This is a genomic window from Streptococcus sp. FSL E2-3494 (assembly GCF_038007085.1).
Taxonomy (GTDB): domain Bacteria; phylum Bacillota; class Bacilli; order Lactobacillales; family Streptococcaceae; genus Streptococcus; species Streptococcus thermophilus.
The window spans coordinates 361,019-375,568 of the sequence record NZ_JBBOWN010000001.1; the positions used below are offsets into that span (position 1 = coordinate 361,019).

Annotated in this window: 9 protein-coding genes, 2 tRNA genes, 3 rRNA genes and 1 pseudogene; 12 read left to right on the forward strand and 3 right to left on the reverse strand. The window is 40.0% G+C overall.

Annotated elements, in window-relative coordinates; genetic code table 11:
* The first annotated feature begins 52 nt into the window (after window positions 1-52).
* The 5 genes from NST05_RS01940 to rpmH all read left to right on the forward strand — a co-directional run bounded on the left by NST05_RS01940 (window position 53) and on the right by rpmH (window position 4,148).
* On the forward strand, window positions 53-850 hold the full coding sequence (locus NST05_RS01940; protein ID WP_340742885.1) for a ParA family protein: 798 nt from the start codon (window positions 53-55) through the stop codon (window positions 848-850).
* Between the two features lie 68 nt (window positions 851-918).
* Window positions 919-1,143 (forward strand): hypothetical protein, encoded by a 225-nt coding sequence (locus NST05_RS01945; protein WP_017649316.1) that lies wholly within the window; start codon window positions 919-921, stop codon window positions 1,141-1,143.
* A 118-nt stretch (window positions 1,144-1,261) separates the two neighbouring features.
* The gene (locus NST05_RS01950) at window positions 1,262-2,086 is read left to right on the forward strand and encodes a Fic family protein (protein ID WP_340725731.1); all 825 of its coding nucleotides are present in this window, start codon (window positions 1,262-1,264) and stop codon (window positions 2,084-2,086) included.
* A 149-nt stretch (window positions 2,087-2,235) separates the two neighbouring features.
* A complete protein-coding gene (locus NST05_RS01955; RefSeq protein WP_340742886.1) occupies window positions 2,236-3,588 on the forward strand; it encodes an ISLre2 family transposase in 1,353 nt (450 codons plus the stop codon).
* A gap of 425 nt (window positions 3,589-4,013) precedes the next feature.
* Window positions 4,014-4,148: a 50S ribosomal protein L34 gene (rpmH, locus tag NST05_RS01960; RefSeq protein ID WP_002953513.1), complete on the forward strand. Its 135-nt coding sequence runs from the start codon at window positions 4,014-4,016 to the stop codon at window positions 4,146-4,148.
* A 246-nt stretch (window positions 4,149-4,394) separates the two neighbouring features.
* Here the strand turns inward: rpmH and NST05_RS01965 are convergent, their stop codons facing one another.
* On the reverse strand, window positions 4,395-5,399 hold the full coding sequence (locus NST05_RS01965) for an IS5-like element ISSth7 family transposase (protein WP_011681261.1): 1,005 nt from the start codon (window positions 5,397-5,399) through the stop codon (window positions 4,395-4,397).
* Window positions 5,400-5,547: 148 nt separating this feature from the next.
* Here NST05_RS01965 and tnpA point away from each other — a divergent pair, with 148 nt between their 5' ends.
* Entirely contained in the window at window positions 5,548-6,018 is a 471-nt protein-coding gene (gene tnpA / locus NST05_RS01970; protein ID WP_111679783.1) for an IS200/IS605 family transposase, read from the forward strand.
* Window positions 6,019-6,270: 252 nt separating this feature from the next.
* Entirely contained in the window at window positions 6,271-7,413 is a 1,143-nt protein-coding gene (gene tgt, locus NST05_RS01975) for a tRNA guanosine(34) transglycosylase Tgt (RefSeq protein WP_084829118.1), read from the forward strand.
* A 111-nt stretch (window positions 7,414-7,524) separates the two neighbouring features.
* Here tgt and NST05_RS01980 read toward each other — a convergent pair whose 3' ends face one another.
* Window positions 7,525-7,662 (reverse strand): hypothetical protein, encoded by a 138-nt coding sequence (locus NST05_RS01980; protein ID WP_014608716.1) that lies wholly within the window; start codon window positions 7,660-7,662, stop codon window positions 7,525-7,527.
* A 471-nt stretch (window positions 7,663-8,133) separates the two neighbouring features.
* Between NST05_RS01980 and NST05_RS01985 the strand changes: the two genes are divergently transcribed.
* From NST05_RS01985 to NST05_RS02005, 5 genes are all read left to right on the forward strand, one after another.
* A 16S ribosomal RNA gene (locus NST05_RS01985) occupies window positions 8,134-9,681 on the forward strand.
* Between the two features lie 54 nt (window positions 9,682-9,735).
* Window positions 9,736-9,808, forward strand: a tRNA-Ala gene (locus tag NST05_RS01990).
* A gap of 147 nt (window positions 9,809-9,955) precedes the next feature.
* A 23S ribosomal RNA gene (locus tag NST05_RS01995) occupies window positions 9,956-12,855 on the forward strand.
* Between the two features lie 83 nt (window positions 12,856-12,938).
* Window positions 12,939-13,054 (forward strand): 5S ribosomal RNA (gene rrf, locus NST05_RS02000).
* Together the 16S, 23S and 5S rRNA genes with 2 tRNA genes alongside form the textbook arrangement of a ribosomal RNA operon.
* Window positions 13,055-13,059: 5 nt before the next feature.
* Window positions 13,060-13,133 (forward strand) — tRNA-Asn (locus NST05_RS02005).
* 76 nt (window positions 13,134-13,209) lie between these two features.
* On the opposite strand, the pseudogene NST05_RS02010 reads toward NST05_RS02005, so the two are convergent.
* Window positions 13,210-14,458, reverse strand: a pseudogene (locus NST05_RS02010) (ISL3 family transposase).
* Between the last annotated feature and the right edge of the window lie 92 nt (window positions 14,459-14,550).

Genomic DNA, 14,550 nt, shown 5'->3' on the forward strand with positions numbered 1-14,550 from the left:
AATATATATAATCATATTTATAAAAAGGTACGAATTTTAAAGGAGAAATCACATGAAAATTATTACATTTGCTGCTATCAAAGGCGGTGTGGGAAAAACAACTTTAGCATATAATTATGCTGAATGGTTAGCTGAGCAAAACTATCAAGTACTTTTAATTGATTTAGATCATCAATGTAATCTAACTCAAACGTATGATGTTTTTGAAAGTGAGGGGACTGTTGCTAATATCTTTAAACAAAAAGGTGACGTTGCTATTCATCATCTTAAAGATAATATTGATTTAATCCCAGGGTATATCCGCTTAGATAGTCTTGAGAAAGAACTTGAAACTAAAAATTACAAAGATATGTTGCTTTACATGTGGTTAGAAGACAATTATGAGCCTAAAAATCTTGGTAAATATGACTTTATTTTAATTGATTGTCATCCTGATTTTTCAACGGCAACACGTAATGCTGTCGTAGTAAGTCACGCTGTTTTAAGTCCTGTTATTCCGTCAAAATTTGGCTATTCAGCAACATTTAATATTCAAGAACGTCTAGAAGAGTTTAAAGCTGAAACATTTGATTTTAAAACTCGTAAAAGTTATGTTACAGCCGATTTATATTTTTTAGGAAATATGATAAAGCACAACACTAATTCTTCAAGAGAACTTGTAAAACAACTTCAAGACAATGATAATGTTTTATCAACTATCCCTTACAAGGAATTGTTCAATCGCTCAACACTAGACAAAGTGTCTCTTTCAGAGATGAAAGAAGATAAAGTACTATATCAAAAACATAAAAAATTCTTTGATAACATGGACTGTACATTCAGAACAATTACTGATAAAATATCAATATAAATATATTTACATTGGTATTTATAATTATATTTATAAATATAATTATATTGAGTATAAAGGAGAGAAATATGGCATTTGATAATAACCAAGACAAAATTAGCAATCTTTTAAAATCAACTGACAACACAACTAAACATAACACTAATTCAAATTTTGAGTTTGAAAGAACTAAACAATTTATGTTTTCGTTACAACCATCTGTACGAGAAAAAATTACACAAATTGCTCATAATCATGGTTATCGATCTGCATCATCATTTCTAAATGATTATTTTAAAAACTTCGAGTTATAAATATCGTTATATTTATAATTGTATATAAAACGATATATATAGTTATAGATATATTTACACATATATTTATATTGAATGTTATAAATATGAATATACTGCCCATTAAAGGAGAATAATCATGGATTTAATTACAAGACTTAAAGTTGAACGAGATGGCAGAGTTCATGGTGGCATTTATGATATTACTCAGAAGCGTTTTGCTTATAATTCAAATAAAATCGAAGGCAGTCGTTTAACTGAAGAGCAAACGAGTTTCATTTATGAAACAAAAACAATCGCAAATATTGGTGGAACAGGTATCAAAATTGATGATCTTGTTGAAACTACTAATCATTTTAAATGTTTTGATTATATTATTAATACAGTTGATGAGCAGCTAACAGAAGACTACGTTAAAAAACTACATAGCATTTTAAAAGCTGGAACAAGCTCAGAATATAATGAATATGCCCCAGTTGGACGTTATAAGGTGTTTGAAAACGAAGTAGGGCAGATTGCTACAGCAGCCGTTGACCAAGTTGAAGAAGCAATGTATTCACTTCTTTTAGGGTATAATTTCAAAAAAGAAAAAGACTTACCTTACTTGGCATCATTTCATGCACGTTTTGAACAAATTCATCCGTTCGCTGATGGTAATGGTCGTGTTGGACGTTTGATCCTCTACAAGGAATGTCTAAAAGAAGGAATAACTCCATTCATTGTAGATGATACAAGAAAAGCAGATTATTACAATGCACTAGAACAATTTCAAGTTTATGAGAACCATCAACCTTTGATTGATTATTTTGCGATTGAACAAAAATTTTATGCAAATTACCTTAAAAACAAAGGATTTGCAGGGAAAATAAACGATAGCAAAGACAGAGATGTTATCAATAAAAAAAGTAAAAGTGCTGATGATAGCCATAAAAAGCCAAACAAAACAAAAGGTTTTTCGTTATAATTATATATAACTGTGTTTATAAAAATATTTATAATTATATATAACTATAATTATAAACACAAATATAAATATAGTTATATTTAAAAACTCTTCATTTCCATGAGGAGTTTTTTTGTGATAGTTTATCCAAAATTAGGTAAAATATCTGTATGACAGGTATGAGATTTGATGAAAAGAGTTTTGTTATTGAATTAGAAGATAAACGTAAATATGACTTTTTAAAAAGAGTTGAAACGTATGATGCAAATATTGCCTCAGCAATGCGGATAGCTGGATACAAACGTATCAATCAAACAGAGAGAACGGTTGCTTTTACTTTTGGAGAAGTAACTTTTTCAAGGTCTCGCTGGAGAAAAGGAAGCAAAACACGTTATCCTGTTGATGAATGGCTAGGACTCAAAAAGTACATGCGTTTTTCTCCTGAATTGGTTTGCCATGTAGCTAAAATGGCTACAGTAATGTCATATCGTCAAGTGTGTCATTTTGTTAAAGAGTTTTATCATCTTGAGATTACTAAGGATACTGTTTTAAAAGCCGTTAAGCGAGCTGGGGAATTGCTATCTGAAAAAGAAAAATTTCGCTTTTGGCTAGAGGAAGAACCGACCAAGAAAATTAATCCAAAAATCCTTTATATTGAAGGCGATGGCGTGATGGTGAAATCATCAGATTCTGCTAGAGATGACAAAAGAAATGTTGATTTAGCACACTTTCTTCTTCACACAGGTTCTAAAAAAATTGCTAAAAATCGTTATGTTTTGGAAAATAAGCATGAGATAATTCACACAAATTACGAAAAGGCAAAAGAAGAATTACTAGACTATTTGTATAATCATTACGAGATCACAGATGAGATGATATTAATCACTAATTCTGATAATGGTAAAGGCTATACTCCAAAAGTTTTTCAAGAAATTAAAAAAGCGCTTGGCATTAAAATACACGAGCACTTTTGGGATGCTTATCATCTAAACGAAAAGATAAAAATATTTTTTAAAAAATATCCAGCTGAGTTAAAAGAACTAGCTTTTGAGGCAATTAATACTCATAAAAGAGAGCTGATGAAAACCGTTCTTGATACTGTTGAGTCTTTAATTGCTGATGGAGATGATGAAGAACACTATAATTATTTTAATTTTCGCCGAAAAATTCTTAATAATTTCAAATACACAAAGCCTGCTAAATTAAGAAATTTATCAGCCAAAGGAATAGGTGTCATGGAGAGTCAGCATCGAAAAATTACTTATCGCATGAAGCATAGAGGAATGTATTGGTCTTTGAAAGGTGCTTACACAATGTCGAGATTAATTATTCTAGATAGAATTAATCTTGTTGATGATCTATTTTTTGGTAATTGGCGAAAAGAGTACGAATACTATCAAAATCAACGTTTAAGCGTTGGTTATCTCCGAGAAGCGAAGGAACAAACGATATTTAAATCACGCAAAATTTTTCAACGTGCTGGGAAATTTACTTCTCTTGACCGCCAAAAATTTAAGTATTAAAAACTTTAAAATTTTTTGGATTTTAAGGCTTTTTTAAGTTGTTTTTGTTTGCGTTTTTCTGACAATTTTGTTATAATACCTTTATAGAAAATCAAAAAAGGAGCAGAAGCTGTAACTTCTACTCCACCGATTAAGACAAATCTACACTTTGCTTAATCAGTCTGAAGTTATTGTAACACGAAAAAGCCAATAAAGTCAAGACTGAAGCAAGGAAACCTTTGTTTCGGTATTTTTTTGAAAAAATTCAACAGAGAAATCTCTTGATTTATAGGCTTGATGATTATTCTCAAAAAAATAGACACAAACAATCTCTAAGTATTTCTTGACAAGAGCATGCTATTACTATAAAATAATATGGTATGTTTAGTAACTGATCAAAAATAGCCGGCTAAACGAATACGAAAATCTATTAGGAGGTATTCAACGTGAAACGTACTTATCAACCAAGTAAAATCCGTCGTCAACGTAAACACGGATTCCGTCACCGTATGTCAACTAAAAACGGACGTCGCGTTCTTGCAGCTCGTCGTCGTAAAGGACGTAAAGTTCTTGCAGCTTAAGACATTCATGAAAGCAACAGTGCTCGAGACTGTTGCTTTTTTGTTGTCTTTCGAAAACCATTAGCTGTGCTAGTGGTTTTCGAAAAGCTTTTAGCGATGTATCAAATAATCCTCCAACTAAAGGGAACCTCTAAAAACACCAGTAGAGCATCTAGAGCGTCAAATTTATCTTTAATCTACAGTTTATTTCTTGTAAATTTTTGTTTGTGAGTCTTACTCAAGGCTATTTCCCAATTTTTGGGCGCACTAAGCCCATGATTTCAACCCTAGTCGTTTAATCTGTTCAAATCGAAAGATGTTATAGAGGAGGTTGGTTAAGGTCACATTTGTCTTTGCCCTATCCATTCCAATCCCTCTAAAGGTACTTCCCTTCATGCTATTTTCAATAAAACCAAAAACATGCTCAACTCGACAACGGACTTTGGCAATATGACGGTTAATGTTCTTGTCAGTATCGGTCAATGGTTTATTTCGGAAAGCACGACGGACGGTATGGTGTTGGCAGTTGTCAGGAACACTTTTCCCCACATAGGCACTATCATCAAATACAGGTTCGTTGGCATCACAAAGAGAAGCTAGAACATTGGAGTCATGTATACTAGCTGTTGTGACGCCATAATCTTTGATTAGCTTTGATTTTCTATCAACACAGACGTGATTTTTATAGCCAAAGTAACGAACACCCCCTTTTTGAGTCCAGCTCCCATCGATATCTTTTTGGCATCGTTTGGCTTTGTTCCAACCTTCTACAGTTTCATGCGCTTTGATTTTCTCGTTTTCCTCACGGGAATTGCGTTGCTTAGGACATTCCACAAATGAAGCATCAACTATTTGACCTGTGTGGGCAATCAAACCTTCGTCCGAGAGTTGAGTATAGAACAAGTCGAATAATTCCTTTTCGCGACCTGATTGAGTCAAGCGATCTCGATAAAGCCAGATAGTTTTTGAATCTGGGACATTATCTTCGTGGCAACCAACGAAACGACGAAAGGATAAGCGATCAAGCAATTGATATTCCATAGCATCGTCAGACAAGTTATGTAATCGTTGAAGTAAAAGGACTTTGAACATCATGAGGTAATCAAGGTGAGGACGACCTCCACGACCAATAACTTTATTCTTGCGAGAAAACAATTCTGATAACAAGGGGAGAAAGAGTTGCCAATCCATGACAGCGTCTAGACGTTCCAATGGATTACCTTTTTCAGTGAGTTTTGACAAGATTTTTTCATCATCAGTAAATAAATGCATCGTGTTTAACCTCGTTTATCGAGTTTTATACTTGTATTTCTATTATCTCATTTTATAGGTTTTTTGAGGAGTTTTTAGAGGTGCCCTAAAGTGTTTCATTAGATAAGGTTTTCCGACCATTAATTAGTATATTAAAGGAGGATTCTTGATAAGACAGAATAATAGTTTAGCACATACTACTTGGAATTGTAAGTATCATATTGTTTTCGCCCAAAAATATAGACGTCAAATAATCTATGGGAAATACAAAGCAAGTATTGGTCAAATCTTCCGATTATTATGTGAAAGAAAAGGCATTGAAATTCATGAAGCAGAAGCTTGCCCAGATCATATTTACATGTTGGTGAGTATACCACTGAAGCTAATTATCTCCTCATTTATGGGATATTTAAAGGGTAAAAGTAGCTTAATGATATTCGACCGACACGCTAATTTAAAGTATAAATATGGGAATCGCAAATTTTGGTGTCGAGGGCTTTATGTTGATACGGTTGGGCGAAATCAGAAGCGAATTGAAGCATATATTCGTAATCAATTACAAGAAGACGTGATAGCAGATCAGCTCAGTCTTTTCGAGGAATATGATCCGTTTACAGGTGAGAAGAATAAAAGAAAGTAGTCTAAAATAGACCCGCTAGTCGGGTCAGCTAGCAAAGGTGGTGCTGAAGGGAAACCATTCGGTAGGCCTTTAGGCCTCGGCTGGTAGCTTCGGATGAAATTGTTAGGTGATGAGCTTTAAAGAGTTTGAATCGACAGTTTGAAAATAGAGAGCTGACAATTCTTATAAAATTTGATACACTAATGCAGTTGTGGATAATGTCCGCTCGCTAAAAAATACTTAGGACTGTTTTTCCTAATGTAAGGAGTTTAAATGATTGATTTTCCTATTAAATATCGTCTTATAAAGAAAGAAAAATACACAGGAGCACGCCTAGGAGAAATTATAACGCCTCATGGCACTTTTCCAACACCGATGTTTATGCCTGTCGGTACCCAAGCTACTGTAAAAACGCAATCCCCTGAAGAACTAAAGCAGATGGGTTCAGGAATTATTTTGGCAAATACTTACCATCTATGGCTGAGACCTGGTGATGAGCTTATTGCTAAAGCTGGTGGACTCCATAAGTTTATGAATTGGGATCAAGCCATTCTTACAGATAGTGGAGGATTCCAGGTTTACTCATTGGCGGAAAAGCGAAACATTTCAGAGGAAGGTGTAACCTTTAAAAATCACCTTAATGGAAGTAAGATGTTTCTTTCTCCTGAAAAAGCTATTTCAGTTCAGAATAATCTCGGCTCAGATATTATGATGAGCTTTGACGAATGTCCGCAATTTTACCAGCCATATGATTATGTCAAAAAATCTATCGAACGTACGAGTCGTTGGGCAGAGCGTGGACTAAAAGCCCATCGTCGGCCACACGATCAAGGGCTTTTTGGTATTGTACAAGGAGCTGGTTTCGAAGACCTTCGCAGACAATCTTCGCATGATTTGGTTTCTATGGATTTTCCAGGGTATTCTATTGGTGGTCTTGCGGTTGGAGAAACTCATGAAGAGATGAATGCCGTACTAGATTTTACTGTACCTCTACTTCCTGAAAACAAACCGCGTTACCTTATGGGAGTAGGGGCGCCAGATAGTTTGATTGATGGTGTTATCCGTGGAGTCGATATGTACGACTGTGTTTTGCCGACAAGGATTGCTCGAAATGGGACGTGTATGACTAGCAATGGACGCCTAGTAGTTAAAAACGCTGCCTATGCAGAAGACTTTAGCCCAATTGATCCAGAGTGTGATTGTTACACATGTAAGAATTACACACGTGCATATGTGAGACACTTGTTGAAAGCAGATGAGACGTTTGGAATTCGTTTGACAAGTTATCATAATCTTTATTTCCTAGTAAATTTGATGGCCAAGGTGCGCCAAGCTATTGTTGATGACAACTTACTCGAGTTTCGTCAAGACTTTATTGAAAAATATGGGTATAATGCGAGTAACAGGAATTTTTAAATAATTTATTTAGCAGTACCGAATTTACTGCTTTTTTTCTTTCTTGAATTGTCAAATTAAGTGCATACTTTCCCCTTAGAATACTTCATAAGGTGTTTTTCAGTTAAGACATTATCGTGGCCTATTATTAAGTTTGCTTTCCTGCAGTTGAATAGTCTGATGACTTGTCTTTCCACGATGGCGGTGCTTACGAATACTGGCACGAGCACGATGACGATGAAGTGACATAGAAAAATGATGGTAGCTCATAAGACTTCCTTTCGTAACTAGTTCGTTCAATTCTATTTTACAAGAAAATCTTATGAGTTTTTATTGTGTACTTATCTCTTGTATTGTATATTTAAGTTTTTAAAACCTCTTGACAGCTATCCAAAAGGGTGCTAAGATATAAAAGTTGTCTTAAGCGATTTGTCTCTAACTCGTAAAGGTTCCAAAACTTTAAAAAAGTTATTGACAAGTTTAAGAAGGGATGATATTATAAATAAGCTGTTTCGTGAGAGACGGCCAGCACGAAGAAGAGAAAAAAACTTCAAAAAAAGTGTTGACAAGATATTCTGTCTTTGCTAGAATATAGAAGTTGTCTCAAGAGAGGCAAAGACCTTTGAGAACTGAATAAGAAACCAAGTGCAGGGTTATGATAGAAGAATTATAACCTGTCAATTTACAAGAATAAATCGTCAGACGACGGTAATGAGTTAACGCTCGAACAATTATTAAAGTATTAATGAGAGTTTGATCCTGGCTCAGGACGAACGCTGGCGGCGTGCCTAATACATGCAAGTAGAACGCTGAAGAGAGGAGCTTGCTCTTCTTGGATGAGTTGCGAACGGGTGAGTAACGCGTAGGTAACCTGCCTTGTAGCGGGGGATAACTATTGGAAACGATAGCTAATACCGCATAACAATGGATGACACATGTCATTTATTTGAAAGGGGCAATTGCTCCACTACAAGATGGACCTGCGTTGTATTAGCTAGTAGGTGAGGTAATGGCTCACCTAGGCGACGATACATAGCCGACCTGAGAGGGTGATCGGCCACACTGGGACTGAGACACGGCCCAGACTCCTACGGGAGGCAGCAGTAGGGAATCTTCGGCAATGGGGGCAACCCTGACCGAGCAACGCCGCGTGAGTGAAGAAGGTTTTCGGATCGTAAAGCTCTGTTGTAAGTCAAGAACGGGTGTGAGAGTGGAAAGTTCACACTGTGACGGTAGCTTACCAGAAAGGGACGGCTAACTACGTGCCAGCAGCCGCGGTAATACGTAGGTCCCGAGCGTTGTCCGGATTTATTGGGCGTAAAGCGAGCGCAGGCGGTTTGATAAGTCTGAAGTTAAAGGCTGTGGCTCAACCATAGTTCGCTTTGGAAACTGTCAAACTTGAGTGCAGAAGGGGAGAGTGGAATTCCATGTGTAGCGGTGAAATGCGTAGATATATGGAGGAACACCGGTGGCGAAAGCGGCTCTCTGGTCTGTAACTGACGCTGAGGCTCGAAAGCGTGGGGAGCGAACAGGATTAGATACCCTGGTAGTCCACGCCGTAAACGATGAGTGCTAGGTGTTGGATCCTTTCCGGGATTCAGTGCCGCAGCTAACGCATTAAGCACTCCGCCTGGGGAGTACGACCGCAAGGTTGAAACTCAAAGGAATTGACGGGGGCCCGCACAAGCGGTGGAGCATGTGGTTTAATTCGAAGCAACGCGAAGAACCTTACCAGGTCTTGACATCCCGATGCTATTTCTAGAGATAGAAAGTTACTTCGGTACATCGGTGACAGGTGGTGCATGGTTGTCGTCAGCTCGTGTCGTGAGATGTTGGGTTAAGTCCCGCAACGAGCGCAACCCCTATTGTTAGTTGCCATCATTCAGTTGGGCACTCTAGCGAGACTGCCGGTAATAAACCGGAGGAAGGTGGGGATGACGTCAAATCATCATGCCCCTTATGACCTGGGCTACACACGTGCTACAATGGTTGGTACAACGAGTTGCGAGTCGGTGACGGCGAGCTAATCTCTTAAAGCCAATCTCAGTTCGGATTGTAGGCTGCAACTCGCCTACATGAAGTCGGAATCGCTAGTAATCGCGGATCAGCACGCCGCGGTGAATACGTTCCCGGGCCTTGTACACACCGCCCGTCACACCACGAGAGTTTGTAACACCCGAAGTCGGTGAGGTAACCTTTTGGAGCCAGCCGCCTAAGGTGGGACAGATGATTGGGGTGAAGTCGTAACAAGGTAGCCGTATCGGAAGGTGCGGCTGGATCACCTCCTTTCTAAGGAAAAACGGAATGTACTTGAGTTTCTTATTTAGTTTTGAGAGGTCTTGTGGGGCCTTAGCTCAGCTGGGAGAGCGCCTGCTTTGCACGCAGGAGGTCAGCGGTTCGATCCCGCTAGGCTCCATTGAATCGAAAGATTCAAGTATTGTCCATTGAAAATTGAATATCTATATCAAATTCCATATGTAAGTAATTACATATAGATAGTAACAAGAAAATAAACCGAAACGCTGTGAATATTTAATGAGTTAGGTCGAAAGGCCAAAAATAAGGTTAAGTTAATAAGGGCGCACGGTGGATGCCTTGGCACTAGAAGCCGATGAAGGACGTGACTAACGACGAAATGCTTTGGGGAGCTGTAAGTGAGCAATGATCCAGAGATGTCCGAATGGGGGAACCCGGCAGGTAATGCCTGTCACTCATTACTGTTAAGGTAATGTAGAGGAAGACGCAGTGAACTGAAACATCTAAGTAGCTGTAGGAAGAGAAAGCAAAAGCGATTGCCTTAGTAGCGGCGAGCGAAACGGCAAGAGGGCAAACCGAAGAGTTTACTCTTCGGGGTTGTAGGACTGCAACGTGGACTTAAAGATTATAGAAGAACTACCTGGGAAGGTAGGCCAAAGAGAGTAATAGCCTCGTATTCGAAATAGTCTTTATACCTAGCAGTATCCTGAGTACGGCGAGACACGAGAAATCTCGTCGGAATCTGGGAGGACCATCTCCCAACCCTAAATACTCTTTAGTGACCGATAGTGAACCAGTACCGTGAGGGAAAGGTGAAAAGCACCCCGGGAGGGGAGTGAAATAGAACCTGAAACCGTGTGCCTACAACAAGTTCGAGCCCGTTAATGGGTGAGAGCGTGCCTTTTGTAGAATGAACCGGCGAGTTACGATATGATGCGAGGTTAAGTTGAAGAGACGGAGCCGTAGGGAAACCGAGTCTTAATAGGGCGCATTAGTATCATGTCGTAGACCCGAAACCATGTGACCTACCCATGAGCAGGTTGAAGGTGAGGTAAAACTCACTGGAGGACCGAACCAGGGCACGTTGAAAAGTGCTTGGATGACTTGTGGGTAGCGGAGAAATTCCAAACGAACTTGGAGATAGCTGGTTCTCTCCGAAATAGCTTTAGGGCTAGCGTCGATGTTAAGTCTCTTGGAGGTAGAGCACTGTTTGGGTGAGGGGTCCATCCCGGATTACCAATCTCAGATAAACTCCGAATGCCAATGAGATATAATCGGCAGTCAGACTGCGAGTGCTAAGATCCGTAGTCGAAAGGGAAACAGCCCAGACCACCAGCTAAGGTCCCAAAATATATGTTAAGTGGAAAAGGATGTGGGGTTGCACAGACAACTAGGATGTTAGCTTAGAAGCAGCTATTCATTCAAAGAGTGCGTAATAGCTCACTAGTCGAGTGACCCTGCGCCGAAAATGTACCGGGGCTAAAACATATTACCGAAGCTGTGGATACCTTTATAGGTATGGTAGGAGAGCGTTCTATGTGCGAAGAAGGTGTACCGTGAGGAGTGCTGGAGCGCATAGAAGTGAGAATGCCGGTATGAGTAGCGAAAGACAGGTGAGAATCCTGTCCACCGTAAGACTAAGGTTTCCAGGGGAAGGCTCGTCCGCCCTGGGTTAGTCGGGACCTAAGGAGAGACCGAAAGGTGTATCCGATGGACAACAGGTTGATATTCCTGTACTAGAGTATATAGTGATGGAGGGACGCAGTAGGCTAACTAAACCAGACGATTGGAAGTGTCTGGCCAAGCAGTGAGGTGTGATATGAGTCAAATGCTTATATCTTTAACATTGAGCTGTGATGGGGAGCGAAGTTTAGTAGCGAAGTTAGTGATGTCACACTGCCGAGAAAAGCTTCTAGCGTTAATTATACTCTACCCGTACCGCAAACCGACACAGGTAGTCGAGGCGAGTAGCCTCAGGTGAGCGAGAGAACTCTCGTTAAGGAACTCGGCAAAATGGCCCCGTAACTTCGGGAGAAGGGGCGCTGACTGATGGTCAGCCGCAGTGAATAGGCCCAAGCAACTGTTTATCAAAAACACAGCTCTCTGCTAAATCGTAAGATGATGTATAGGGGGTGACGCCTGCCCGGTGCTGGAAGGTTAAGAGGAGTGCTTAGCGTAAGCGAAGGCATGAATTGAAGCCCCAGTAAACGGCGGCCGTAACTATAACGGTCCTAAGGTAGCGAAATTCCTTGTCGGGTAAGTTCCGACCCGCACGAAAGGCGTAATGATTTGGGCACTGTCTCAACGAGAGACTCGGTGAAATTTTAGTACCTGTGAAGATGCAGGTTACCCGCGACAGGACGGAAAGACCCCATGGAGCTTTACTGCAGTTTGATATTGAGTATCTGTACCACATGTACAGGATAGGTAGGAGCCTATGACCTCGGGACGCCAGTTTCGAGTGAGGCGTTGTTGGGATACTACCCTTGTGTTATGGCTACTCTAACCCAGATAGGTTATCCCTATCGGGGACAGTGTCTGACGGGCAGTTTGACTGGGGCGGTCGCCTCCTAAAAGGTAACGGAGGCGCCCAAAGGTTCCCTCAGAATGGTTGGAAATCATTCGCAGAGTGTAAAGGTATAAGGGAGCTTGACTGCGAGAGCTACAACTCGAGCAGGGACGAAAGTCGGGCTTAGTGATCCGGTGGTTCCGTATGGAAGGGCCATCGCTCAACGGATAAAAGCTACCCTGGGGATAACAGGCTTATCTCCCCCAAGAGTTCACATCGACGGGGAGGTTTGGCACCTCGATGTCGGCTCGTCGCATCCTGGGGCTGTAGTCGGTCCCAAGGGTTGGGCTGTTCGCCCATTAAAGCGGCACGCGAGCTGGGTTCAGAACGTCGTGAGACAGTTCGGTCCCTATCCGTCGCGGGCGTAGGAAATTTGAGAGGATCTGCTCCTAGTACGAGAGGACCAGAGTGGACTTACCGCTGGTGTACCAGTTGTTCTGCCAAGAGCATCGCTGGGTAGCTATGTAGGGAAGGGATAAACGCTGAAAGCATCTAAGTGTGAAGCCCACCTCAAGATGAGATTTCCCATGATTTTATATCAGTAAGAGCCCTGAGAGATGATCAGGTTGATAGGTTAGAAGTGGAAGTGTGGTGACACATGTAGCGGACTAATACTAATAGCTCGAGGACTTATCCAACGAAAGTAACTGAGATATATTGACAACGATTTGGTTTCTTGATACAGTATAGATATTCAATTTTGAGTTGAGAATACTCAGAGTTAAGTGACGATAGCCTAGGAGATACACCTGTTCCCATGCCGAACACAGAAGTTAAGCCCTAGTACGCCTGATGTAGTTGGGGGTTGCCCCCTGTTAGATACGGTAGTCGCTTAGCCTTTATCCGCCATAGCTCAGTTGGTAGTAGCGCATGACTGTTAATCATGATGTCGTAGGTTCGAGTCCTACTGGCGGAGTATAATTTTTTAAGCTAGACATTGTCTAGCTTTTTTGGCTCTTTGTCAACTGTAGTGGGTGATGAAAAGCTAACATCTAGAGAGGACCGGATAGGTCCTTTTTTTATGTATGTTCAGAGTAATGAAGACACGCTTCTTAAAGTTGATAAAGTTTCTAAACCGAAGCCCAAGCGTTTGATGTCTTTGATCAACTTATTAGTCGCTTCAAGTTTTGCGTTTGAATAGTCCGTTTCTAGTGCGTTTTTGATGTATTGCTTGTGTCTAAGAAAAGTCCTAAAGACAGTTTGAAAATAATGATTGACCTTGCTCCTATTTTCCTCTATCAGTTCAAAGAACTCATCTACTCTCTTCTCCTGAAAGTGAAAAAGCAAAAGCTGATAAAGTGTATAGTAGTCAGTAAGCTCTTTTGAAAAGACTAGTGTCTTCGCAACAACTTCATGTGGTGCTAAAGTTTGGCGGAAAGTCTTTGAATAAAAAGAGTTGAGAGATAGTTTACGGCTGTCCTTTTGGAAGAGTCGCCAGTGATTTTTCAAGGCTCGATAGGGTAGTGACTTCTTATCGAACTGGTTCATAATTGCAATTCTTGTCTTTAAAAAGGCACGTCCAAGGTGCTGGATGATGTGGAAACGATCAAGAACGATTTTTGCGTTTGGAAAGAGCTTACGAGCCAGTGGAATATAAGCTCCAGACATATCCATCGTGATAAACTGTACCTGTTGTCGGACTTTCAGTGGATACTTCAAAAAGTAGTTTCGTATAGTAGTTTGGCGGCGATTATCAAGGATGGTTATGAGTTCGTTTGTCTCATAATTCTGCGCTACAAAAGCCAATTCCCCTTTCTTGAACCCAAACTCATCCCAGGACATAACAGCAGGGAGTTTGTCATAATGTTCCTTGAAAGTAAACTGATCAAGCTTACGATAGACAGTGGACGTCGACACGCGAAGTCTTCTTGCAATATCAGTTAGTGACACCTTCTCAGTTAGGAGTTGTGTAACTTTTTGTTGGACTAGATTGGAGATTTGGCAGTTTTTCTCAACGATAGATGTCTCAGCTACCGTGACTCTCCTACAATTTTTACACTGGAAATGACGTTTTTTCAGACGTAGTAGAGTTGGCGTTCCCGCTTGCTCGAGAAGAGGGATTTTAGAAGGCTTTTGAAAGTCGTACTTGATCATTTTTCCATGGCAATGAGGACATGATGGTGCAGGGTAATCAAGTTTTGCTTGAATCTCGATATGAGTGTCAGTTTCAAAAACAAGTGAAATAATGATATTTTGGTCTTTGATTCCGATTAATTCTGTGGTATTCTTAATAAGTCTCATAAGTTCTTCCTAATGATGGTTTGGTTGCTTTTCATTATAGTTCTTATGGGACTTTTTGTGTACACTCAAAAAGCTCTATAATCCCTACAGTA